At 46.3% G+C, this 25,321-nt stretch carries 23 protein-coding genes and 2 pseudogenes; 19 read left to right on the plus strand and 6 right to left on the minus strand.

The window, feature by feature from the left end:
* Window positions 1–195 precede the first annotated feature (195 nt).
* From BN6471_RS00420 to BN6471_RS00495, 17 genes and pseudogenes are all read left to right on the plus strand, one after another.
* Window positions 196–741 carry a P-loop nucleotide/nucleoside kinase family protein gene (locus BN6471_RS00420; protein ID WP_066644455.1) on the plus strand — a complete coding sequence of 182 codons (546 nt, stop codon included), beginning with the start codon at window positions 196–198 and terminating at the stop codon, window positions 739–741.
* 196 nt (window positions 742–937) lie between these two features.
* The gene (gene mobQ, locus BN6471_RS00425; protein WP_002584325.1) at window positions 938–2,518 is read left to right on the plus strand and encodes a MobQ family relaxase; all 1,581 of its coding nucleotides are present in this window, start codon (window positions 938–940) and stop codon (window positions 2,516–2,518) included.
* Window positions 2,519–2,583: 65 nt separating this feature from the next.
* Complete coding sequence (locus tag BN6471_RS00430) at window positions 2,584–3,228, plus strand: CHC2 zinc finger domain-containing protein (protein WP_002584324.1); 645 nt, start codon at window positions 2,584–2,586, stop codon at window positions 3,226–3,228.
* Complete coding sequence (locus BN6471_RS00435; RefSeq protein ID WP_066644459.1) at window positions 3,197–4,534, plus strand: virulence-associated E family protein; 1,338 nt, start codon at window positions 3,197–3,199, stop codon at window positions 4,532–4,534. Before BN6471_RS00430 ends, BN6471_RS00435 begins: the two co-directional genes overlap by 32 nt.
* 241 nt (window positions 4,535–4,775) lie before the next feature.
* The gene (locus BN6471_RS00440) at window positions 4,776–4,973 is read left to right on the plus strand and encodes a hypothetical protein (protein WP_002592708.1); all 198 of its coding nucleotides are present in this window, start codon (window positions 4,776–4,778) and stop codon (window positions 4,971–4,973) included.
* Window positions 4,974–6,644 (plus strand): recombinase family protein, encoded by a 1,671-nt coding sequence (locus BN6471_RS00445; protein ID WP_002584321.1) that lies wholly within the window; start codon window positions 4,974–4,976, stop codon window positions 6,642–6,644. It begins immediately after the preceding gene.
* A 91-nt stretch (window positions 6,645–6,735) separates the two neighbouring features.
* A pseudogene (locus tag BN6471_RS12430) lies at window positions 6,736–6,819 on the plus strand (Maff2 family mobile element protein); the annotation flags it as partial.
* Between the two features lie 6 nt (window positions 6,820–6,825).
* Complete coding sequence (locus BN6471_RS00450; RefSeq protein WP_066522970.1) at window positions 6,826–7,695, plus strand: VirB6/TrbL-like conjugal transfer protein, CD1112 family; 870 nt, start codon at window positions 6,826–6,828, stop codon at window positions 7,693–7,695.
* A gap of 20 nt (window positions 7,696–7,715) precedes the next feature.
* Window positions 7,716–8,126, plus strand: a complete 411-nt coding sequence (locus tag BN6471_RS00455) for a PrgI family protein (protein ID WP_066522971.1) — start codon at window positions 7,716–7,718, stop codon at window positions 8,124–8,126.
* Between the two features lie 7 nt (window positions 8,127–8,133).
* Window positions 8,134–10,536: a VirB4-like conjugal transfer ATPase, CD1110 family gene (locus BN6471_RS00460; protein WP_066644464.1), complete on the plus strand. Its 2,403-nt coding sequence runs from the start codon at window positions 8,134–8,136 to the stop codon at window positions 10,534–10,536.
* Window positions 10,537–10,970: 434 nt separating this feature from the next.
* Entirely contained in the window at window positions 10,971–12,731 is a 1,761-nt protein-coding gene (locus BN6471_RS00465) for a C40 family peptidase (protein WP_162270155.1), read from the plus strand.
* A 13-nt stretch (window positions 12,732–12,744) separates the two neighbouring features.
* Entirely contained in the window at window positions 12,745–12,999 is a 255-nt protein-coding gene (locus BN6471_RS00470; protein WP_066522974.1) for a DUF4315 family protein, read from the plus strand.
* On the plus strand, window positions 12,996–13,730 hold the full coding sequence (locus tag BN6471_RS00475) for a CD1107 family mobile element protein (RefSeq protein WP_066522976.1): 735 nt from the start codon (window positions 12,996–12,998) through the stop codon (window positions 13,728–13,730). The genes BN6471_RS00470 and BN6471_RS00475 overlap by 4 nt, the downstream gene beginning before the upstream one ends.
* Window positions 13,727–15,826 (plus strand): DNA topoisomerase 3, encoded by a 2,100-nt coding sequence (locus BN6471_RS00480; protein WP_066644467.1) that lies wholly within the window; start codon window positions 13,727–13,729, stop codon window positions 15,824–15,826. The genes BN6471_RS00475 and BN6471_RS00480 overlap by 4 nt, the downstream gene beginning before the upstream one ends.
* A gap of 231 nt (window positions 15,827–16,057) precedes the next feature.
* Complete coding sequence (locus BN6471_RS00485) at window positions 16,058–17,614, plus strand: YodL domain-containing protein (protein WP_082903264.1); 1,557 nt, start codon at window positions 16,058–16,060, stop codon at window positions 17,612–17,614.
* Window positions 17,615–17,618: 4 nt separating this feature from the next.
* Window positions 17,619–17,846: a transposon-transfer assisting family protein gene (locus BN6471_RS00490; protein WP_066522979.1), complete on the plus strand. Its 228-nt coding sequence runs from the start codon at window positions 17,619–17,621 to the stop codon at window positions 17,844–17,846.
* Window positions 17,843–18,187: a cysteine-rich VLP protein gene (locus BN6471_RS00495; RefSeq protein WP_066522981.1), complete on the plus strand. Its 345-nt coding sequence runs from the start codon at window positions 17,843–17,845 to the stop codon at window positions 18,185–18,187. The genes BN6471_RS00490 and BN6471_RS00495 overlap by 4 nt, the downstream gene beginning before the upstream one ends.
* Window positions 18,188–18,369: 182 nt before the next feature.
* Here BN6471_RS00495 and arsM read toward each other — a convergent pair whose 3' ends face one another.
* The 6 genes from arsM to BN6471_RS00520 form a co-directional block, all read right to left on the minus strand.
* The gene (gene arsM / locus BN6471_RS00500; protein WP_066522983.1) at window positions 18,370–19,179 is read right to left on the minus strand and encodes an arsenite methyltransferase; all 810 of its coding nucleotides are present in this window, start codon (window positions 19,177–19,179) and stop codon (window positions 18,370–18,372) included.
* A gap of 20 nt (window positions 19,180–19,199) precedes the next feature.
* On the minus strand, window positions 19,200–20,258 hold the full coding sequence (gene arsB / locus BN6471_RS00505) for an ACR3 family arsenite efflux transporter (protein WP_066522985.1): 1,059 nt from the start codon (window positions 20,256–20,258) through the stop codon (window positions 19,200–19,202).
* A 52-nt stretch (window positions 20,259–20,310) separates the two neighbouring features.
* Window positions 20,311–20,613, minus strand: a complete 303-nt coding sequence (locus BN6471_RS12435; RefSeq protein WP_074025738.1) for an ArsR/SmtB family transcription factor — start codon at window positions 20,611–20,613, stop codon at window positions 20,311–20,313.
* A gap of 140 nt (window positions 20,614–20,753) precedes the next feature.
* Window positions 20,754–21,197, minus strand: a complete 444-nt coding sequence (locus BN6471_RS00510; RefSeq protein WP_242861811.1) for a DUF6050 family protein — start codon at window positions 21,195–21,197, stop codon at window positions 20,754–20,756.
* Between the two features lie 83 nt (window positions 21,198–21,280).
* On the minus strand, window positions 21,281–21,781 hold the full coding sequence (locus BN6471_RS00515; RefSeq protein ID WP_066522988.1) for a hypothetical protein: 501 nt from the start codon (window positions 21,779–21,781) through the stop codon (window positions 21,281–21,283).
* The gene (locus BN6471_RS00520; protein WP_066522989.1) at window positions 21,778–22,728 is read right to left on the minus strand and encodes a hypothetical protein; all 951 of its coding nucleotides are present in this window, start codon (window positions 22,726–22,728) and stop codon (window positions 21,778–21,780) included. The genes BN6471_RS00515 and BN6471_RS00520 overlap by 4 nt, the downstream gene beginning before the upstream one ends.
* 284 nt (window positions 22,729–23,012) lie before the next feature.
* Between BN6471_RS00520 and BN6471_RS00525 the strand changes: the two are divergent.
* Both BN6471_RS00525 and BN6471_RS00530 read left to right on the plus strand, forming a co-directional pair.
* Window positions 23,013–24,223 (plus strand): annotated as a pseudogene (locus BN6471_RS00525) (IS110 family RNA-guided transposase).
* Window positions 24,224–24,501: 278 nt separating this feature from the next.
* Entirely contained in the window at window positions 24,502–24,813 is a 312-nt protein-coding gene (locus BN6471_RS00530) for a helix-turn-helix domain-containing protein (RefSeq protein WP_066523725.1), read from the plus strand.
* The last annotated feature ends 508 nt before the right edge of the window (window positions 24,814–25,321 follow it).

The following is a 25,321-nucleotide window of genomic DNA, read 5'->3' on the forward strand; positions in this document are numbered from 1 at the left end:
TACGTTTTTCGCTTTAATAAAAATGGAGAATGCTGATTTACACTGGCATTCCAGTATTGAAAAATTACAAAATACGGATAATTGCGTAAGAACCTCTAAATTAAAATAATTGTATGGGTTAATTCCAGCTTTACAGAGACTCAAATTCCAGTTTGTAGAATTAAGAAAATCGTAATTTGTGGAGGTAAAATATAGATGAATCAAGGTAGAATTATTGTAATCACAGGTGCGCCGGGGACAGGAAAAACTACAACGGCATCTGCTGTTGCAAAAGAATCAGATTTGGAAAAGTCTGTGCATATGCACACAGATGACTTTTATCATTATTTGAGTAAAGGGGCAATACCACCGCATTTGCCGGAATCAAATGAGCAAAATTTGATTGTCATTGAAGCGTTTTTAGAAGCTGCGAAGCGATATGCTCGTGGTGGATATGATGTAATTGTTGACGGTATTATCGGACCGTGGTTTTTAAAGCCGTGGCAAAGTCTTGTTCGGGAACATTATGAGGTGCATTATATTATTTTAAGGGCAAGTAAGGAAGAAACCTTGAAGCGAGCTGTTGAACGCTCAAAGTTAGACCGAAAGACAAATATCGAATTGGTAGAAACCATGTGGGAGCAATTTTGCAATCTGGGAATATATGAATCGAATGTTATAGATACGACCACTTATTCCATTCAAGAAACTGTTTCCGCAGTACAAGAAAAAATCGTAAGTAGGGCAGCGTTGTTGTCTTAGATTGTTTTGGTGCAATTCCAGTTTGTTAGCTTTACATCGGGTCAACTTGTCCCGAACTTTTACAACTAAATACCCGCCGCTCACACAGTGGCACACCGAGCAGGAAATCTGAAAAAGGTCTCCTGCTTTTTTTCTGCCCAAAATGAGGTGGTAAAACGCCACCCCATCCACCAATTAGCGAAAGGAGGGACACGAAATGCCTTGTCCACACAACGAAATCACGATTGTTCAGCGCAGCCAGCGGCAGTCTGCGGTTGCCGCCGCTGCTTACCAAAGCGGCGAAAAGCTGTTCTGTGAATACGACCAGCAAGTAAAGCACTACCCGGAAAAGCGTGGTATCGTCCACAATGAAATCCTGCTCCCGGCAAATGCTCCACAGGAATATGCAGACCGCAATACTTTATGGAATGCCGCCGAAGCGGTGGAAAAGCAATGGAACTCCCAGCTTGCAAGGCGGTGGGTGCTTACCATTCCCAGAGAGATACCGCCCGACCAGTACGCTGTCCTTGTACGGGAGTTTTGTGAACAGCAGTTTGTTTCCAAAGGCATGATTGCTGATTTTGCCATCCATGACCCCCATCCGCCGGGACACAATCCCCACGCCCATGTCCTGCTGACCATGCGGGCAATGGATGAACATGGAAAATGGCTTCCCAAGAGCCGCAAGGTTTATGACCTTGACGAGAATGGGGAACGGATAAAGCTGCCGTCCGGCAGGTGGAAAAGCCACAAGGAGGATACGGTGGACTGGAACGACCAGAAGTATTGTGAAATCTGGCGGCATGAATGGGAGGTTATCCAGAACCGCTATCTGGACGCCAATGACCGCCCGGAGCGTGTGGACTTGCGTTCCTATGCCAGACAGGGGCTTGATATAGTCCCCACTGTCCATGAGGGGACTGCTGTCCGGCAGATGGAAAAGCGAGGTATCCAGACGAATATCGGCAACCTGAACCGGGAAATCAGAGCCGCCAACCGCCTGATGAAGTCCATCCGGCAGCTTATCCAAAACCTCAAAGGCTGGATTACCGAGCTGGGAGAAAAACGGAAGGAGCTGCTTGCACAAAAGGCGGCGGAGGAAGCGACACTTCTTCCCAATCTGCTGATGAAGTATATGGAGATACGAAAGGAAGAACGGAAGGACTGGACAAGGGCTGGACAGAACCGGGGAACTTCACAGGACTTAAAGGCAGTCAGCGAAGCCCTGTCCTATCTCCGGCAAAAGGGGCTTTCCACTGTGGAGGACTTAGAAGCGTTTCTGGAATCTTCCGGGAAATCAGCCGCAGATTACCGCAATCAGATGAAGCCAAAGGAAGCCCGGAGCAAAGTGATTGACGGGATTCTTGCCAGCCGGACAGACTGCAAGGAATGTAAGGCTGTCTATGAGAAGTACCAGAAGATATTTTTTAAGAAAATAAAGGGGAAATTCAAACAGGAACACCCGGAGGTTGCCCGGTATGAGAAAGCCGCTGACTACCTTGCCAAGCACCCGGACGATAAGGATAAAACGAAAAATGAGTTGCAACAGGAGCAGGAAACGCTTCTCAGCGAAATCGCAGAGCTGAAAGTACCACTGACCGAGGTACAGGAGGATTTGAAGAAGCTGCGGGACATCCGCTACTGGGTACGGAAAGCCACACCCGGCACAGAGGAAAGCAAAGAGCCGCCCAAGAAGCAGCCCATCAAAGAAGTCTTGCAGGATAAGACTGACGAGAAAAAAGCACAAAGAACCGCCCCGGCACAGGAGAAACACAGACAACAGGATATGGAACTTTAACAGGCACTTGCCATTTTCAATTAGAGAATGTCAGGTGCTTTTCTTATTTTCAAGGAGGGATAGATTTGAATGTATTCGAAGCTGTGAAGCAGTCCGTCACAACAAGACAGGCTGCGGAGTATTATGGAATCCATGTAGGTCGGAACGGGATGGCTTGCTGCCCGTTCCATAACGATAAAACCCCAAGCATGAAGCTGGATCGGCGTTACCATTGCTTCGGCTGCGGTGCGGATGGGGATGTGATTGATTTTGCCGCCGCCCTGTATGGGCTGGGAAAGAAAGAAGCCGCCGTACAGCTGGCACAGGACTTCGGGCTTTCCTATGAGGACTGGAAACCGCCGGGAAAGGTAAAAAAGCCCAAGACCCGGCAGAAATCCCCGGAGGAACAGTTTCAGGAAGCAAAGAATCGCTGCTTCCGTATTCTTGCCGATTATCTCCATCTGCTGATGGCATGGAGAACGGACTACGCCCCGCACTCCCCGGAGGAAGCCTTTCATCCCCGGTTTGTGGAAGCCTTACAGAAGCAAGCCCAAGTGGAATATCTGCTGGATGTGCTGCTGTTCGGGGAAACAGAGGAAAAAGCGGATTTGATTACGGACTACGGAAAGGATGTGATACAGCTTGAACAGCGAATGGCAGAACTTGCAGCCGCAGACGCAGCAAGAACTAAAAAACACTATGAACGCCATGCAGCCGCCCCAGAGCGTTGAGGAAATCAAGGCGGGGCTGGAAACCACCGAGAAAGGCGGTGTCCGTCAGAGCATACGGAACTGCCTGACCGTATTCCAACGTGACCCTCTGCTTTCAGGGGCTATCGCATACAACATCCTGACTGACCGCAAGGACATCATAAAGCCCATCGGTTTTCACAGAGAAAGCACCGCCCTGAACGATACGGACATGAAGTATCTGCTTCTTTATCTGGAAGAAACCTACGGGCTTACCAATGAGAAAAAGATTGATAACGCCATCGGGATTGTGGCGAATGAAAACAAGTACCATCCCATCCGGGACTATCTCAATACCCTTGTGTGGGACGGGACAGAGCGAATCCGCTTCTGCCTGCGGCACTTTCTGGGGGCTGACGCAGACGATTACACCTATGAAGCGTTGAAGCTGTTCCTGCTGGGTGCAATCTCACGAGCCTTTCAGCCGGGGTGCAAGTTTGAAATCATGCTCTGTCTGGTAGGCGGTCAGGGGGCTGGAAAGTCCACCTTCTTCCGGCTGCTGGCAGTCCGGGACGAGTGGTTCTCCGATGATTTGCGGAAGCTGGACGATGACAATGTGTACCGCAAGCTGCAAGGTCACTGGATTATTGAAATGTCGGAAATGATGGCAACCTCCAACGCCAAGAGCATTGAGGAAATCAAGTCATTTTTAAGCCGGCAGAAAGAGGTCTACAAGATACCTTATGAAACCCACCCGGCAGACCGCCCCCGTCAGTGCGTGTTTGGCGGCACTTCCAATGCCCTTGACTTCCTGCCCCTTGACCGTTCCGGCAACCGCCGCTTTATCCCGGTCATGGTGTACCCGGAGCAGGCGGAAGTTCACATTTTGGAGGATGAAGCCGCTTCCAGAGCCTATATCGGGCAGATGTGGGCGGAAGCGATGGAGATTTATAAAAGCGGCAGGTTCAAGCTGGCTTTCAGCCCCGCCATGCAGCGGTATCTCAAAGAACACCAGCGGGATTTTATGCCGGAGGACACCAAAGCCGGGATGATACAGGCGTATCTTGATAAATACACCGGGAGCATGGTCTGCTCCAAGCAGCTCTATAAGGAAGCCTTGAACCATGCTTTTGACGAGCCGAAGCAATGGGAAATCCGGGAAATCAACGAGATTATGAACCAGTGCATTTCCAGCTGGCGGTACTTCCCAAACCCAAGAATGTTTTCCGAATATGGCAGACAAAAGGGCTGGGAGCGTGAAAACCCGGCAACGGACTCCGGCAACCCGTCTGAAAAAACGATGGACGGTTTTGTGGAGGTCACAGAACAGATGGAGCTTCCATTCTGAAAAGGACAGCCCGTTGCACCCCCTGTTGTTATCCCGTTGCCGAGCCGGTTGCCGGGAAAAACCCCTTATTTCCGGGCTTTTCTCCCTTATAACAACCAAAACAACAAAAAAATAAAAGAAAAGTATAAATAGTAACCATCGCCAGATTGAGATTGTTTGCAAGGTCTTTTGAAGTCCGTTGCCGGACTTCGTTGCCGACACCCTCTGTCTGGCTATTTTCATGTATGGAGGATAACTGCCTATGGCAAAAAACAAAACAGAGATTCATGTGACCACTGTATTTGACGGGGAGCTTGACGCCACTGATGTGTTCGTCAGCCTGATTTCCCAGAAATACGGAAAGACAAATGCAAAAGAATATCTTGCTAAAAAGAAAGATATAGGCTATAATGAAGATGAGGTTCAAAAGAGCCAGATACCGTCTGGATTGTGTGGGTAAATGGCTATGATGAACGAAATGGAATACAGAACAATCGGTTCGGCACTTGCCGGGGGTTATCGTGCGGCGGTCTATTGCAGGCTGTCAAAGGACGATGACCTGCAAGGCGAAAGTGCCAGTATCGCAAACCAGCGTGATATGCTGGAAAAATACTGCGAAAAGCAGGGATGGGAGGTTGTGGCAGTCTATCAGGACGATGGCTTCACAGGTCTTAACATGGAGCGTCCTGACCTACAGAGAATGTTGAGAGCCATTGAGCGCAGGCAGATCAACCTTGTCATCACGAAAGACCTCAGCCGACTGGGGCGTAATTATCTGCAAACCGGGCATTTGATTGAGGACTTTTTCCCAAGAAACGGTGTCCGCTATATCGCCATGAATGACGGCATCGACACCCTGCGGGATAACAACGACATTGCCCCGTTCAAGAATATCCTGAACGAGATGTACAGCAAGGATATTTCCAAGAAAGTCCATTCCTCTTATCTTCTGAAAGCGCAGAAAGGACAGTTTACCGGGTGTCTTGCCCCGTTTGGGTATCGGAAAGACCCGGAGGACAAAAACCATCTGCTCATTGACGAGGAAACCGCCCCGATTGTGCGGCTGATTTTCGGATATGCCCTGAACGGTCATGGTCCGAACTATATCCGCAGACGGCTGGAGAAAGAAAAAATCCCCTGCCCTACATGGTGGAACCGGGAACGGGGGCTTCGCAATACCCGCACCAAATGGGAAAAGAAAGACCCAGAAAACGGGCGGTATATGTGGGACTTCTCCGTTATCAAAGACCTTTTGATGAATCCCGTCTACACCGGGGCGATTGCTTCCCAGAAAAAGGACTACCGCTTCAAAATCGGCACGATTGGGGAAAAGAAGCCGGAGGACTGGATTGTGGTGGAGGGACAGCATGAACCGCTGATTGACAGCATGAGCTTTGACATTGTGCAGAACAAGCTGAAATCCCGCCAGCGTCCGGGGCAGACCAATGAAATCAGCCTGTTTGCCGGACTGTTAAAATGCGGCGAGTGTGGGAAGTCGCTGACGGTACGCTACACAAACGCTAAACATCCCCAGCGGATTTACTCCTGCAAGACCTACAATGCCTTTGGAAAGAACCACTGCACCCAGCACCGGATTGATTATGACACCCTTTACAGCCATGTGCTGCGGAAAATCCGGGAATGTGCCAGAGCTGCCCTGATGGACGGGGAAGCGGTTGCCGACCGCCTGACCAATACCTGTGAAGCCGAGCAGCGGGAACAGCGGGAAGCAATGGAACGCTCCCTTACAAGGGACGAGGAACGGATTGAGGTTCTGGACAAAATGGTCATGCGGCTTTATGAGGATATGATTGCAGGGCGTATCAGTGAGCAGAATTTCAACACCATGCTGGAAAAGACACAGACCGAGCAGACGGAGCTTAAAACAAAAGTGTCCGAGGGCAGAAAGCGGCTGTCCGATGAAGTCCAGCTTGCCAATGATGCAAAACAATGGGTGGAAGCCATTCAGGAATACGCCAACATCACAGAGCTGGACGCAGCCACCCTCAACCGCTTAATCAAAGAAATCGTTGTGCATGAGCGCATTGACGAAGATAAAACAAGACACATTTCTATCGAAATTCATTTTAATCTCAAACCCATCCCGGAGGTGGAACAGGTCACTGCCTGACCTGTCCCGCCGGGACGGTTCTCTTAACAACACCATATAGATTTTTTGTACGCCGCCGCCCGCCATCGAGCAGAGTTTTTACACCTAATTGGGGATGAAACAGCTTATGGCGGGCGGTGGTGTGATCGTCATTGGGCTTACCCTTGTGCCGACACTTGCAGGGCTATTCGGGTAATCGCCTATGGGTTGGATATTTGAACAGATAGGAAATGCGATTAAGGAATTTTTGAAAGGCGTTGTTGAGGGCAACCTAACGGATATGTTCAATGATGTAAATACCAAAGTCGGTACGATTGCCGGGGACGTTGGACAAACCCCGGTCGGTTGGAACGGTGAAATATTCGCCATGATAAAGAACATATCCGATACGGTAATTGTTCCCATTGCAGGCATGATAATAACGTTTGTGCTGGTGTACGAGCTTGTCACGATGATAACCGACCGAAACAATATGCACGATTTTGACACATTCAGCTTTTTTAAATACTTTTTGAAAGCAGGGATTGCGGTGTTCATCGTTGCAAACACAATGACAATCGTTATGGGAGTATTCGACATAGCACAATATGCTATCAATGCCAGCGCGGGCGCGATTGGAGAAAATACGGCGATTGACATTGCCGCCGTGCTGGAGCAGATGCAAGCAGGACTAAACGCAATGGGAATCGGTGAACTGCTGGGGCTGGTGCTGGAAACATACATTATCAAGTTTGCAATGCTCATTTTCTCATTGCTCATAACCTTAGTAATCGCAGGTCGCATGATCGAAATTTATTTGTATTGCAGTTTAGCACCTATCCCCTTTGCCACGTTCACCAATAAAGAATGGGGCAGCATGGGGACAAACTACTTGCGGGGCTTAGTAGCTCTTGCATTTCAAGGGCTTTTGATTATGGTGTGTGTTGGGATTTACGCCGTTCTTATCAATACGCTAACCGTCACGGAGAACATACACGCGAGCATTTGGATGATTGCGGGTTATACCGTGCTTCTTTGTTTTGCCCTATTCAAAACAGGGACATTCTCAAAGAGCATCTTTAACGCTCACTAAAAGGAATGGAGTTGATTTTTATGCCATATGTGCCAGTACCAAAGGATTTGAACAAGGTAAAAAGCAAGGTTGCCTTTAACCTCACCAAACGCCAGCTTATTTGCTTTGCGATCGCCGGGGGCGTGGGTATTCCCTTTTACCTTTTGACAAAATCACACATCGGAACGTCTTTAGCGGCTTTTATTATGATCGTAATTATGATGCCGTTTTTCTTTTGTGCTATGTACGAAAAAGACGGACAGCCACTTGAACGGATTCTAAAAAATTATATCGGTTCGCATTTCATCCGTAAGCGCAAACGACCTTATCAGACGCGCAATTTTTATGCGGAATTACAAAAGGAAATTGACGAACGGAAAAAGGAGGAAATGAATATTGCAAAAAGCAAAAAAGAAGCAGCGGGCAAGAAAAACACCACCCGCAGGAAATAACACAGGAATGAAATTACTGCACGGTTCACCCAACAGGAAATTACCACCACAGGAGAAACAGCGCGTCGTTGCCGCAATGAAAAAGCGCAAGGCGGCAAACCCACGGACGGCGCAAGATACAATCCCCTATTTGCGTATGTATCGTGACGGGATATGCAGGGTTACGGACAGGCTATACACAAAAATGCTTGAATTTCAAGATATCACATACCAGCTTGCAAACAATGAGGACAAGACGACGATTTTTGAAAATTATTGTGATTTTCTCAACTACTTTGATAGCTCAATCACGGTACAACTTACGTTTATCAATCAATCCGTCAATATGAAAAACTTTGCGAAGATCATTGATATACCACCGCAGGGAGATAGCTTTGACGACATACGCAAGGAATATGCGAGTATGTTAAAAGACCAGCTTGCCAAAGGCAATAACGGACTACAAAAGCGCAAATTCCTTACATTCGGTATTGAAGCGGACGACTTCGCAAGCGCGAAACAGCGGCTTGAACGCATTGAAATGGACGTAATGAACAACTTTAAGGTGCTGGGCGTTCGGGCATCATTGCTAAACGGGTACGACCGTTTAAAAGTGTTGCACGACATATTCCATGCGGACAGCAAAGAACCCTTTATGTTTAATTGGGATTTGACGTATCAATCGGGATTGTCCACAAAAGATTTTATTGCGCCAACATCGTTTAGCTTTCGAGATGATCGGATGTTTACAATGGGACGCAAAATCGGCGCGGTTTCGTATCTGCAAATACTTGCCCCGGAGCTTTCCGACCGTATGCTTGCCGATTATCTCGACATGGACACTGATTTGATCGTCAATCTGCATATTCAGTCAATCGACCAAAACGCCGCCGTCAAGCTCGTAAAGCGAAAGATTACAGACCTTGACAAAATGAAGATTGAGGAACAGAAAAAGGCGGTTCGCAGCGGGTACGACATGGACATTATACCGTCAGACCTTGCGACATATGGCGACGAAGCAAAAAACTTATTAAAAGACTTGCAGAGCCGCAATGAAAGAATGTTCTTAGTTACGTTCCTTGTCATGAATACGGCAGACGATAAAAAGAAGCTGGATAATGCAACATTTGCGGCGGCAGGGATTGCACAGAAATATAATTGCACGTTAAAGCCGCTTGATTTCCAACAGGAAAACGCACTTGCAAGCAGCTTACCACTGGGTCGAAACCTTGTTCCCATACAGCGCGGACTTACCACGTCCAGCGCGGCAATATTTGTACCGTTTACAACGCAAGAGCTTTTTTCACATAGTCCGCAATCCCTGTACTACGGGCTTAATGCCTTATCTAATAATATGATAATGGCAGATCGCAAACAGCTAAAAACTCCGAACGGTCTTATCTTGGGAACACCGGGAGCCGGGAAAAGTTTTTCGGCAAAGCGTGAGATCGTAAACGTGTTCCTGCTTACGCGAGATCAAATATTGGTATGCGACCCGGAAAGTGAATACGGCGCATTGACTTTGAAGCTGGGCGGTCAAGTGATCGAACTATCCCCGAACAGCAAGCAATGTATAAACCCGCTGGATATCAACCTTAACTATTCGGAGGATGATAACCCGCTAACTCTCAAAAGTGATTTTGTGCTTTCGTTCTGCGAACTCATTTGTGGCGGCAGAAATGGGCTTGAACCAATCGAACGCACGGTAATTGATCGTTGTGTTTCCCTTATTTACAGGGAATATATCGCAAACCCGAAACCCGAAAACGTCCCTGTATTGGGCGACCTTTACCGGGCATTAAGGCAGCAACCAGAGCCAGAAGCGCAGCGCGTCGCAACAGCACTTGAAATGTACGTTACGGGTACGCTTAATGTGTTCAATAACCGTACAAACATTATAGGGCTTACCGATAAGCGCATGATTACGTTTGATATTCGGCGGCTGGGAAAGGCTTTAAAAAAGCTGGGTATGCTTATACTGGAAGATCAAGCGTGGAACATGGTTACGGTAAACCGTTTTGAGGGACACAAGGCAACCCGGTTTTATATCGACGAATTTCACTTGCTTTTCAAAGACCAACAAACAGCGGCGTACAGTGTGGAAATTTGGCAGCGGTTTAGGAAGTGGAACGGCATTCCGACAGGGATAACGCAAAATGTCAAAACGCTGCTATTATCCCCGGAGATCGAAAACATCTTTGACAATTCGGATTTTGTGTATATGCTCAACCAAGCTCCCGGCGACCGTCAACGAATTGCAAAACAGTTATCTATTTCGCCGCAACAATTATCATACGTCACAAACAGCAATGAGGGCGAGGGGCTTTTGTATTTTGGGAATACGATCATTCCTTTTGTTGATCACTTCCCGAAAGACACACAGCTATATAAGATCATGACGACCAAACCCGACGAGGTAAACAAGCAATGAGCCACTTGGAGCGCAAGGAATTTGAGCTAAAGGCGAAAGATAAGGTTGTCCAAAAGATGACCCGTGACGGGCTGGTTGATGAAAACCTTGCGGACGGAACGACAAAAAAAGCACGACCCGGAGATCCAATCCATGAGCAAACGGGAAAAGGAACGCAACCGACCCCGAAACAAAAACCACGGGGGCAGCCGAAACGCCGCCCCGCTCCACGGAAACGGTCACAAGCATTACAGGAAAAGCCTACTAATAAGGCGGTTAATTCAATTCCGCCTTTTGACCGATCAGAAACAGGCGGTAAAAAGGCGGGAAATAATGCGATACAGTCAAAGGCGCAAAGCATACAAAAAAAGATATACAAAACAAAACTAATCTTTGACGATCAAGCAAAGACTGCAAGAATCACGCCGATTGCAAAGTCGGCGGGAGCCGGCGCAATGTATTTACGCAGCAAGCTACATCAACACGTCGAGGACGAAAATTTGGCGGTCAAGGCAGGACAGCGAACGGAGCAACGCACGGTAAACACGACCCTTGCGGTTGGGCGGCGGGTACGAAAGCGGAGCAACACGTTAAAAGCCCGCCGTGCGCTGGGTCTTGACCGCCGCACGGTAAGGACGCAAACAAACCGTATTTATCGCTGGACGGCAGAGAGCAGCGCAAAAAGCAAAAACGCCCCCGCAATTAAACGAGCCATACAAAAACGGGCAATTAAAAAGCAGTATGCGAAAGGTGCGCGTAAGGCGGCAAAGTCGGCGGCAAAAACAGGCGGGAGAACCGCAAGAAAAACCGCGCGGACAGCGGGCGTTTTGATGCGCCACCCCGTCGCTCTTGTGATCGCTATTGCTGTAATCGTGATCGTTATTTTTGTTGCTTCTCTTGTGGCAACCGTGGGGGCTATGATCGCGCAGAGCAGCACGGCAATGATCGGCACAGCCTACCTAGCGGCAGATCGGGACATAAACGAAGCGCAGGACTATTACACGCAAAAGGAAGCCGAGTTATTACAAGAAGCGTATAGCCTGGAGGGGCAAAACCCCGGCTACGACGAGTACCGTTATAACATTGGCGAAGTGGAGCATAACCCTTACGAGCTAATGGCATTTTTAACCGCCGCACATAAAGATTTTATTTTCGAGGATATAAGCCCCGTTTTGGATGAACTGTTTGACGAGCAATTCCAGTTATGGACGGAAGCAACGACCGAAACCCGCACCCGCGCGGTTGAAACGACAGACCCAGCCACGGGCGAGGTTATCACGAAAACCGAAGAATACGAAGTAAGAATTTTCAATATCAATGTGACAGTCAATATGTTTTCCGTGATTGCGGCGGGTCGTATGGATGACGAGCAACGAAAAATGTATGACGGGTATGTGCAGAGCCGAGGGAGCCGCCAGCATTTCGGCAAACCGATTGATTGTGATTGGACACTTTATATTACAACCCCCTACGGCTATTCGTACAATGGCGGCATTTCCTATTCGGACGGCGTAACGCTTTCCATTCCCTACGGCACAACCTTGCTTGCAGGACAGCCCGGAACAGTCACGCAAGCAGGGAGCCGCCTTATAGTCGATTGTGCGGACGGTCTGCGTTACATTTATGACGGGCTTGTAAGCGTGAGCGTGTCGGACGGTCGGGAAGTCAAGACCGGGGACGAGATCGGCACGAGCGGCGGCACGCTATACCTTGAATATTCGCAAAATGGCGAAACGCTCAACCCGTATTATTTTGTAGAGTGCGGCAGCGGCGGTTTGAATGGTGTACCGGGCGGTGGCGGCATAGGCGGTTATCCCGGCGAACCCTACGATGACGAAACCTACCAGCGACTTTTAGCCGAAGCGACAAAATACATCGGTATGCCCTACGTTTGGGGCGGCAGCACCCCGGCAACGTCCTTTGATTGCAGCGGGTATGTATGTTGGTGTCTCAATGCGTCGGGTGTGGCAAACGTCGGGCGCACGAACGCGCAGGGGCTTTACAATATGTGTACCCCTATTTCGCGTGAAGAAGCCCACCCCGGCGACCTTATATTTTTTACAGGAACGCATAGCGCGGGTCATCCTGTAACGCACGTTGCATTTTACGTCGGGAATGGAATGATGCTTGAAGCTGGAAAGCCTATCGGCTATTCGTCATTTGAAACGCCATACTGGACAAAGCACTTTTATTCGTTCGGTCGGCTAACAGGATAAGGAAAGGAACACAATGGACAAGATCGACAAAATTATTAAAGAAATCGACAAGACAAAGGCGCAGATCGTGAGCGCACAAAAGAAGCTAAAGAATTTGGAGCAGCAAAAAACGCAGGAAGAAAATTTGCAAATTATACAGGCAGTGCGGGCAATCAAAATGACCCCGGACGAATTACGGCGTTTTTTGCAAAAACAGAAAACCCCAAAAATGAAAGACGACCAGCCGGAAACCCCGGCACATGATGAAAGCGAGGAAACTAACGTATGAGGATGAAAAGAAAACATAGAATCACAATCAATATTTTGCTGGTGCTTATTATCGTTATCATTGCCATGCTTGCAATGCCGACAGTGGCAGCCGCCCAAGCGGACGACCCCGCGGCAGGAACGCCAACCGCGGAGCCGATACCAACGGCGACGGCAGAGACAACAGCCCACAGCGCAACCCCACCCAGCACGGCGACGGCAAGCACGACCAGCGCGGAGCAGGACGGCGGCGGTAGCTCTACGGACAAAGACGAAGCCCCGGAAAAAGAATTTTTCACGATTGAAACCAAGAGCGGCAAAGTGTTCTATTTGATCGTGGACAATAAGAAAACGTCTGATAATGTTTTCCTGCTTACCGAAGTAACGGAAAACGACCTTTTGAACTTTACCGAGGACGAGCAGGAAAAAAATATTTTTGGCGGGGCAACGACGCAGCCGACCCCTACCACAGAGCCGTCATCCGAAGCATCGGCAAGCGCACAAGCTGAAAATCCGGCACCCACAGCCGAGCCGGAACAACAACCCGCCAGTAATAATACTATTATGATGATCGGTGTGGTTGTTGTGATTGCTTTGGTGGGCGTGATCGCATTTGCGGTTAAGAAGCGCAAGGCAAAACAAGCGTTGGGCAGTATGGACGATATCGAGGACTACGCAGACGATTTTGAGGATGAAAACGACCCGGACGACTTCGAGGACGAAACCAAAAACGATCAGGAGGATAGCGAGTGAAATTAGTAATTGCGGAAAAACCAAGTGTCGCGCGGTCGATTGCAAACGTGATCGGTGCGAAAGAAGTAAAAGACGGATATTGCGAGGGAAACGGTTATCTGGTCTCGTGGTGCGTTGGTCATTTGGTGGAGCCAGCCCACGCCGAAGTGTATGACCCGAAATATTCCAAGTGGACAAAGGAGGATTTACCGATCATCCCGGACGTATGGCATTACGTGATTTCAAAAGCCAAGCAAAAACAGTTTGCTATATTAAAAGAACTTATGCGGCGGGCAGATGTCGAAAGCCTTATTTGCGCGACAGACGCCGGGCGCGAGGGTGAGCTTATTTTCCGTTTGGTCTACAAGCAAACAGGCTGTAAAAAACCGTTCTCCCGCTTGTGGATTTCGTCAATGGAAGATAGCGCAATAAAACAGGGCTTTGACAACCTCAAAGACGGTGCGGAGTACGACGAGCTTTACGCTTCGGCTCTTTGCCGCCAAAAAGCCGATTGGCTGGTAGGTATCAACGCGACCCGGTTATATTCTGTCTTATATAATGGTTCGCTGAATGTGGGGCGTGTACAATCGCCGACCCTTGCCATGTTGACCCAGCGGGACGCGCAGATCAAGAACTTTATAAAAGAAAAATATTACGTCCCGCATATCCAATGTGGCGAGATCGACGCGACGGGCGCGAAAACATTTAACCCAGCAGAAGCGGAAACAATACGGACGGCTTGCGACGGAAAGCAAGCCGTTTTACGTTCCGTCATTTCCGAAAACAAAATAGCTCGCCCGCCGAAGCTGTACGACCTTACCACTTTACAGCGCGACGCAAACCGTATCTATGGATATACGGCGCAGCAATCGCTCGACTATGTCCAAAATCTGTACGAAAAGAAATTGACAACCTATCCGCGCACGGATAGCCAGTATTTGACACATGATATGACAGACACAGCCGCCGAGATCGTCAAGGTGGTTTTGAAGCTGCCATTTGCTGAAGCAATTCGGGACGAACTGAAGCCCAACGTTACACAGACCGTCAACGACAAAAAAGTTTCAGACCACCACGCAATCATTCCAACCCTGCAAGTGGGAATCGCAGACCTTACCCCCCTGCCAGACGGGGAAAGAAACATTTTATATCTGATATCTGCCCGCCTAGCGTGCGCGGTTAGCGACCCGCATATGTTTGAAGCTGTTACCGCTGAATTTGATTGCGCGGGTCATGCGTTCGCCGCGAAAGGCAGAGCCGTGACCGCCGAGGGCTGGAAAGCGGTTGAAAAGGCTTTTAAAAACAGCATAAAAGAGAAATCCGATGACGAGGAAACCGAAATGCCGCCGTTGCCCCAGCTTGTCGAGGGGCAGACGTTTTTAGAAGTGCAAGCGTCCACGTCCGAAAGCTGGACAGCCCCACCGAAGCCCTACACAGAGGACACATTACTTGCCGCAATGGAACGAGCCGGGAACGAGGACACAGACCCCGAAGCCGAACGGCGCGGGCTGGGAACCCCGGCGACCCGTGCGGGCGTGATCGAAAAGCTGGTGCAAAAAGGATTTGCCAGTCGCAAAGGAAAACAGATTATCCCGACCGAGCGCGGCACAGCCCTTATATCCGTATTGCCCGAAAAACTCACGTCCCCAAAACTTACGGCAGAATGGGAAAACACCTTAACAGAGATCGCACGGGGCAAAAGCGGAGCTGCCGAGTTTATGGACAGTATCGCGGGATATGTCCGGGAACTGGTCGAAACAGTCCCCGAAGTGACAAACGACCAGCGGAGCCGTTTTCAGTTTGATAAACCCGTCATCGGCATTTGTCCCCGTTGCGGTGGCAACGTCCACGAGAGCCGCACAAACTTTTATTGTGCAAATAAGGATTGTGGCTTTGTCATGTGGAAGAATGATAAATTTTTCCGGGACAAAAAAACAAGCCTTACTCCTCGAATGGCAACGGAGCTTTTGAAGTCCGGGCGAGTTAAGGCAAAGAACCTTTATAGCCCAAAGACTGGAAAAACATATGACGCGCAGATTATCCTTGCGGACACGGGCGGCAAGTACGTCAATTTTAGGCTGGAATTTGAGCATAAAGGCAAGGTTTTCAAAAGTTAATATCCGGGAATTGGTATCTTAACAAGCATAGGAAGTGTATTAACACACTTCCAACTTTGCCCCGGCCCGCGAAGCTGGGCGGGGCAAAGTGCTTGTTGAGGGGCAAGCCCCCAAACCCCCGAAAAACACGAAAGGAGTATAATTTTGAGCGAAGCACAAAATAATGAAGTGATAGGCGCAGGGCATTCACCCGCGCCTATTGTTTTTGAAACACATACCCGAAAAGAGCAGATGCAGGAGATTACCGACAAGCTGGAACAGGGCGTAAAGGAAATCTTTGAATCAGACCAATTTAAAGAATATCTTAGCACGATGTCAAAGTTTTATGATTATTCCATAAACAATAGTATGCTCATATTCCTGCAAAAGCCAGATGCTTCTCATGTAGCGGGTTTCCGCGCATGGGAAAAGAAATTTGATCGGCACGTTATAAAAGGACAAAAGGGTCTTAAAATCATTGCCCCTACAAAGTTTAAGGTATTAGAAAAAGAAAACAAAACCGACCCCAAGACAGGTAAGCCAGTGATCGGCAGCGACGGAAAACCCGTAAAGGAAACGGTCGAAAAGGAAATGATCGGCTATCATACCGTTACGGTTTTCGACGTTTCGCAAACCTACGGCAAAGAATTACCCGAAATTCCCATGAGTATGCTTAGCGGTAAAGTCCCAAACTATAAGCGGTTTTTTGATGCGCTGGAAAAAGTATCGCCTGTTCCTATTGATTTTGAAACGATTGAGGGCAGCGCAAACGGTTATTACAGCTTTGCGGATAAACGAATTGCGATTAAAAAAGATATGAGCGAAGCACAGACGATTAAGACCACTATACATGAAATTTCACACGCCAAGCTGCACGACCTAGATTTAAAGACAACGGAAGATAAGCAAAAGCTACCATATGACAAGCAAACCAGGGAGGTACAAGCCGAAAGTGTGGCATATTGTGTTTGTCAACATTACGGGCTGGACACATCAAGTTATTCATTTGGCTATGTTGCAGGGTGGAGCAGCGGAAAGGAAACCGCCGAATTGAAAGCGTCCCTTAACGTTATTCGTAAAACGGCGGCAGAGATTATAACGGACGTTGACGCGCAGATTGCGACGCTCAACATGGAGCAAACGCAAGAGAGCGAAAAAGCCCCGGGGCTAATCGAGAACAAGGACACTTTTTCTATTTACCAGCTTACAGACAAGGCAACAGAAAAATACGGCTTTATCTCGCTAAACAGCCTACGAGCCGACGGCGTGGCGGTTGACCCTGCAAATTACCGCTATCTATATAACGGCGAGTTTCCCAAAGACAAAACCCTTGAAGATATTTATGTTCGGTTCAACCTTTATCGCCCTGAAAACTTCATAGGGCATTCGCTATCTGTTTCGGACGTGATCGTTACCCAGCGCGACGGTATGGAAAAGGCTTATTATGTGGATAGATTCGGTTTTACCGAAGTGCCGGACTTTATGACATTGTTACAGGAGCAGCGGCAAACCCCGATCAATCCATTAGAAACCGCCGAGAAATCCACGGAACAAAATTATAACATGATCGACGGGCAGATCAACAACACGCCCACGGTTGACGAACTGGAAAAGCGGGCTAAAGCTGGGGAAACGATATCCATTACGGAAATCATCAAAGCAAATAAGGCAGACAAAGCCCGCGCTGCCAGCAAAGACGAGAAAAGACCGTCAATCCGGGCGCAACTCAAAAAGGATAAACAATCCGTCGCACGGGGCGAACGTCCAGCACAGCAACCAAAACAAAATAACAAGGAACGCGAGGTATAACGATATGGAGTATTTCACAGTAGAAGAAACAAATTTGATTTGCATTTACGACATTCGGACACGGGCGGGGCTGTTACGCGATTTGTACGCAGCTACTGAGGACGTTTACGACCCGGAATTACTGGAGGTTTTCAAAGCTGTAATTCATAAGCTGGAGGGATTGACGGACGGCGAATATTTGGAACTTGCCCCCGGTCTTGTCCCAGCCGATGATTTGGAAGTAGACGCATGAAACAGTTTACGCCCTTTCAGACGAAGCGGGCAAACGTCCTTATCCGTGCCGAGTGTTGCAATTACGTTCAAGGGAATTGTGATGCGCTGGACGCTGGGGAGCCTGTACCCTGTCCGCAAATTGCGTCACAGTCCATGTTGTGCTTGTGGTTCAAAAATGCGGTTTTACCGATTGATAAAACCCTTTGCGCGGAGCTTTCAACCCCGGACAAGCAAAAGCCTTGTGCGAAGTGCGGCGCATTGTTCCAGTCGAGCAGCAACAGAGCTAAGTATTGTAATTTATGTGTCAATCAGATTAAGCGCGATCAAGCGCGGGAGCGTATGCGGCGAAAAAGGCAATAATATGTTACGCATTAGAGCCGAAAAAACCTCTTAATAGCAGGGGCTTTTTAAGCCGTATTTGCATAAGGTAAGGTGTTTGTACCTAAACACCCGAAAAACGGGGTCTAAAGCGTAACATAACAGCAAAAAAAGAGCGTGGCAGCTTGCGAGGTTTCGCGGCCGTCACGCTATTTTTTGTTGTCTTATTTATAAGCCTTTACATAGGCACTCGCAAATGCGTTGTCGAGTTCGTTTGCGTCCTCATCAGAAAGACCAAATTCCAAGCCCTTATTTGTTGCAAAGTCACGCAAAAACTCTTTTGTGTAAGAATCCACTATCGTGATTTCAATATTTTTGAATCCTGCCGCTTCCAGTTTTTGGGTATATGTCTCAATCGAAAGAGCACCAGAAATGCAACCAACCCAAAGTTGAGCATTTTTTCGCAACTCTGCCCTTACAGGCTTTAACTCCACAACATCGGCAATCGCAATACGACCGCCCGGTTTCAAAACTCGATATGTTTCACAAAGTACCGCGCTTTTATCTTCACTTAAATTGATTACGCAATTAGAGGTAACAACGTCAACGGTATTATCATCAAGCGGAATATCTTCAATGTAGCCTTTAATAAATTCAACATTTTTCTTTCCGCTTCGTGCTTTATTTTCATTTGCCAAATGAAGCATTTCGTCAGTCATATCAAGCCCGTAAACCTTGCCCGTTTCACCTGCATATTTTGCAGAAATCAATACGTCAATTCCACCCCCGCTACCAAGATCAAGTACAGTTTCGCCTTGCTGGATATTTGCCAAGAAGATTGGATTTGCACAGCCGATTGATGCTTTCAATGCTTCTTCGGGTAATCCCTCTAAATATTCATCGTCGTACAATACTTGGCTTTTTTGGGGCTTACAGCAACAGCAGGGAGCTTCCCCTGTACCCGTAGTTACCTCGCTTGCAATACCACCATAGTATTTTTTAATCTCGTCTTTCATATTCTTATTATTACTCATGTCTTTACTCCTTTGATTTTTTATAGTCTATTCACGGCAGGAAACCACCGTTGAGTTTTATTTGCAATTTTTACAAGCGTCAGCATAACAGGGACTTCTACTAATACACCTACCGTCGTCGCAAGTGCGACTGGAGAATTTGCTCCAAATAGCGCGATTGCTACCGCTACTGCCAATTCAAAAAAATTTGATGCGCCAATCATACCAGCAGGAGCCGCTATGTCAAACGATAGCTTTAACAGCTTACAAGCAAAATACGCGATAAAGAAAATCAAAAACGTCTGAATAACAAGCGGCACTGCAATTAACAGGATATGCACTGGATTTGCAAGTATCGTCTGTCCTTGAAACGAAAATAGAATGATAAGCGTAAGGAGCAGACCAATTACTGTAACATTATTGAATTTTGGCACAAATTTTTGATTGAAATAATCTACTCCTTTTTTCTTTACCATAAATACCCTTGTGAGGATTCCTGCCGTGAGCGGTATCACTACAAACAGTAGAATGGATAAGAATAACGTGTCCCACGGAACTTCGACATTGCCTACGCCTAGCAAGAATTTTACAATCGGTACGAAAGCAAAAAGAATAATCAGATCGTTTGTTGCAACCTGTACCACGGTATATGCAGGATTTCCCTTTGTCAGTGTACTCCAAACGAAAACCATTGCAGTACAGGGCGCGGCTCCGAGAAGTACGGCTCCGGCAAGGTAATCCTTTGCAAGTTCGGGAGGAATCAAATTTTTGAACACCACATAGAAAAACAGTACAGCAATACCAAACATGGTAAACGGCTTTATCAGCCAATTAGTAACCCATGTTACAAAAAGCCCTTTCGGATTTTTCCCCACATCTTTTATACTCTTAAAATCTACTTTCATCATCATGGGATAAATCATAATCCAAATCAGTAGTGCAATAGGGATAGATACATTAGCATACTCAAATTGATTCAGAAAAGTTGGAATCTGTGGTAGAAATTGACTAATAAGAATCCCCGCAACCATACAGATTACAACCCATACCGTCAAATACTTTTCAAAAAATCCGATGCTTTGATTTGTTTTTGCTTCCATAAGCATACTCCTTTAATATATAGACGATTGTCTATATATTATTCAAAAAAAATTATTCGTTGCAAATACAAGCTTTCTCTGTAACCGTCAACATATTCATAAAATCACGAATTTCATTTAGACGTTGCTCGTTTAAAGAATAGTGTGTCCATTTTCCATCTTTTCGTGGAATAACAATCCCGCTATCACATAATATTTTCATATGGTGGGAAAGGGTCGGCTGTGTAATATCAAACTTTTCATGAATTACGCACGCACAAAGTTCTCCACACGAAAGCATATCTATAATTTGCAATCTAGTAGGTTCGGCAATCGCTTTAAATGTATTTGCATAATCCGTATAGTTTGTTTTCATATCAAACCTCACATTGATAACTGTCTATATATAATATATAACACACATAGATATTTGTCAATGTGTTTTTATTATATTAGTAAAGAGCGTGGCAGCTTGCGAGGTTTCGCGGCTGTCACGCTCTTTTGATTGGGGGTACATCATGCTTGCAAAATTTCAATCTTTTTATATCCTGCAATCTTGACGGCGGCAATGATCGTTTTGACAATATAAACGACCGCTTTTATAAGCTGGTAGACCAGCACCACCACGCCGATCACAGCGCCGACGATGATATTAAGGGCTAATATCCCGATTGTTCCGGCTAATCCGTAACCGACCGGGATAACCCAAAGGAACATACGCCGTATGCCATACGGTACGCCCATAAATAGTAAAGTATAGGCTACCCGGTGTTCGCTGGTCTGAAAGATCATGGTTGCAAACCAGTAAAGGAAAAGAGCCAGCACAACAGGCAACACGACAAATTTTAGAAAATCCTTGCGCGTCTTTTTGACGGCGCAATCGTGGCAAAGCGGGATTTTGAAAACAGCGGGGCAAGGTGCGCCGCACTCCGCACAATCGGTTACATAATCTTGTTTCATAAAATCACCCCTTTATATGACTAAAATAATACATGATACCTGTTCTGTAAAGAATGATTTATATACCTACAACGTTACAATTTTCATGTTGCAGTAATAATCATTACTTGCTTTATAAATGAGATCAAATGTCTGTTGACTTGGTATTTCTCCATATACAACAATAAGATATCCACAGGTTTCAAGCAGCCCTTTAAATATATTTCGTTCCCGCCATTACTAGGGTTTTGCTCAACACTAAAGCATAAATCTAAGGATTTGTAAGCATCATTCCAAAGCTGCCTATCTTCGATAGGCTCATCGTCAATAGATGAATTGTAAGGGAAAATTCCCGTGATGCTTAGATAATATTCTTTTCGCATTGCTTTGACAATCTCTAAAGGTATGAGATTTGCCTTGTTAAAAAAAGGAATGGCGAAGGCTTTAACATTTAAATCAATTTTCTTTTTGATTGCCGTGACTATTTTGTCCCTTAATACTGCTATTTGATTAGTTGTTAGCTGATCGGAAATATCGCTGTCGTACCAAATCCCGCACAACTGATGCCGGAATCTGTAAAATGGTATCCCGTTTATAACTTTCATTTTCTTTTATTCCTTTCAATTATTCTTTGTTTTGCAAAAATTGCCTGTTTTAATATCTTCCAATAGTTATCCGCTCTGCTCTTGACTGTCTCAATCTTACCTTGTTTCCCGTCTGTTGCTTCGGCTAAGAGGTCATTCAAAATGTCATCCTCATTTTTCCAATTCCAATAATGCTGATTGATTGTTTCATCGTTTAGCTGGATGATGCTATCTAGCAGATTGCATTTTTCATCTATGCTGGCGATTTTGGGGTAATGCTGTTTTGAAAGTAATTTGTTCTGCTCATGACTTATTTTCGGCTGCAAAATCCCTCGCATTTCAACTAAGAATGCTTTTTCGACCTCGCGCTCTAATTGCCTTTCATATTCAACGTGTTCGCGCTCAATATCGCTATTCGCAAATATCGCTTTTTGCAAGTTGCGACACCCGCGAGATTCTCGCACATTTTCAATCGTAAATTCCTTATCAACGGGATTTAAAAGATATATTGTTTTTCCTTTCTTTACGGCATATTTGTAATATTCAGAATCCCTGTTTTTGTCCATGAGGAATAAAATTCCAGATTCATTGATAACTGCTTGATACGTCATATCAAAGACAGCGGGGTCATTTGTCGCTCTTTTCCTGATATACACAACTTCATCGACAATGAGCTTAACAGCTTTTGATTCATGAGACTTTTCCCATACATAATCTTTGCATGGGGAGAACAGATATAACTTTGGCTTTTCCAATTCTGCATCAAATAAGGCGTTTTCTAAAATTTGTACAAAATACAAATTGGTTTCAGAGTTATCCATAAGTGTGTATCTCTCTATACCAATAGAATATAGGTACATAAATGTGTGGCGTAAAGCATCGGCTATTTTATAAAAAAATGAGGAATTGTGTTCATAATCGTTGTTGGATAAATTATCAATAAAGCTGCAACCAGTATTTTCTATCATTTTTTGCGCTCCTTTCCTACTACAATAATTTATGGATAGGATATGGCAGCCAGCCATACGCCTTTCCATCCCATAGTCTAAGCTACAATAAGGGGAGTAATTGGTCTGACGACTCCTTTCTTGGGTCTACACGCCCGTACGTGAGACAGTCAGCCATCCTCTTGTTGCAGCGTTCGTTTTGCAGGTAGAGCCACCACTCGTGCGTTCGTGTCACTCAGTAGATTGAATAGGCAATGGGTAAGAGATGGGCACCGATTACAATACATCAATCAGGAGGAATACTTATGAACGCTGTCGGTATCGACATTTCCAAAGGCAAGTGCATGGTTGCTATCCTGCGTCCCTTCGGTGAGGTGGTTGCTTCACCTTTTGAAATTCAGCACACCGCTCATGAACTCAGACGTTTGGTTGAACGTCTGAAAAGTTTGGACGGTGAAACCCGCATTGTTATGGAGCATACTGGCAATTACTATCTGCCTGTCGCCAGGCATCTGCACGAAGCCGGCCTCTATGTGTCCGTTGTCAATGCTATTCTTGTACATGACTACGGTCAAAATTCCCTTAGACGGGTCAAAACGGACAAGAAAGATGCTGTTAAAATCGCCAGCTATGCTCTAAGCCATTGGCTTGATCTTCCGCAATATGCGCCGGAAGAAGACGTTCGCCACATGCTTAAACCTGCGCCCGCCAGTGCAACCAGTACGTTAAGCAGAGTGTTATGCTTAAAAACAGCCTCATCGCTTTGCTTGACCAAACCTTTCCGAGTGTCAACATGCTGTTCTCCAGCCCGCCCCGCAAGGGGGACGGTCACGAAAAATGGATTGACTTCGTGGGTAAATTTTGGCATTTTGAATGCGTCAACAGCCTTTCCAAAAACGTTTTTACCCAGCGCTATCAAAAATGGTGCAAAAGAACAGGTTACAACTTTCTTTCCACTAAGGCCGCTGCCATCTACGATTTCGCCTGCATACAAGTCAGTACACTGCCTCGAAGCACCTTTGCCAAACAGCTTATTACTCAAGCTGTGTCGCAGCTTAACTCCCTATCGGAAACGCTGGCTCTGATTCGGCAGCAGATGCTTTCCCTTGCCTCCGGCTTGCCGGAATTTCCTGTTGTCATGGCTATGCAAGGGGTCGGCAATGTGTTAGGACCTCAACTCATGGCTGAAATTGGCGATGTGCGACGTTTCAACCGTAAGCAGTCGCTGGTTGCTTTTGCCGGTATCGACGCACCGCCTTTCCAGTCCGGCGCCTTTGAAGCACAGAGTACCGGCATTTCCAAACGAGGTTCTTCCTCACTCAGAAAGACGCTTTTTCAGGTCATGGACTGCCTGCTCAAACACGCGCCCTCTCATGATGCTGTATTCCAATATCTTGACAAAAAACGCGGCGAGGGTAAGCATTATTACGTCTACATGATGGCAGGAGCCAACAAGTTCCTGCGTATCTACTACGCACGGGTTAAGGAGCATCTAGGCAGTTTGGCGGTTCAGTAGCCCACATATTCTTTTTGCTTGGCTTACCAGCTTATTTCAGGGTGGTTTTATTTGATGTTCCATTTTTTACCTTTCATTTTTTATTCATTTCCGGCTTGACTTTTCTTTGCAGGTCTCACGTAGTCTTTTTAATGCGAGACGATTCGGCGATATATACTCAAATTATATAAAAACGCCGCAACGAATACTGTAATAACACACATTGAGCAAAACGTATAATTTAAGTGGATATTTTTGCGTACTTCATCCCCTATAATGAGTAATAAGGCAGGTATCATATGGACATTGATTTTATAGGTGATCGTATATCAAAATTGAGATCAAGGAAAGGCGTTTCCCAAAGGGACATGAGCCTTTCAATCGGGCAAAGTGTGGGCTATATTAACAGGATTGAAAATAAAAATGCCTTACCCTCAATACCTTTGCTATTCTATATTTGCGACTATTTAGGTGTTAGTCTTACAGATTTCTTTGACACCAGCATTGAAGAACCCGCGCTTGTTAGCGAACTTCACGAAGAAACAAAATCATTGAATGAACAAGCGTTGCGTTATATGCTGGGGATAGCCAAAGAACTAAATAAAAAATAGCAAAGTCGTTTGCTTCTTTGCGGGTATTTCAATACCCGCTTTTTGTATTTAAACATTATGATACGTCTCGCGGGACACCAAGTTTCAGCAAAAATGCTTATTTCACAACATAGGGGTCTTGGTCTTTATTCAAAATCAAGAAATTCTATGCTCTCTTTGTTTGGAACTGACTGACGCGCCCCGCCGACATATCAATATTTTATTTTTTCAATGTGCATGGCGCGTAAGGGGTAATGGATGATAATAAAAGGTGTGGGGATTCCTAATCGTCATTCCATTCCCCATATTCGCGCCAAATATTAGCAACAAATACGCATTAAAATTTGTTGCAAACCGCTTGATTTAACCCAACGATAGCGCAATCAGGTGTAGACTAGAAATGTATATAAAGGGTGTGGGTTTATATGTAGTGTTTTGGTGTGTGGGTACACATAGCCTACACCTTTTGCGCCTTTGGGATTGGTTTGCTGTTATTATACGCCTATTATCATAAAAGGACAATACTTTT

It is taken from the genome of Christensenella timonensis (genome assembly GCF_900087015.1).
In the GTDB taxonomy this organism is placed as follows: domain Bacteria; phylum Bacillota; class Clostridia; order Christensenellales; family Christensenellaceae; genus Christensenella; species Christensenella timonensis.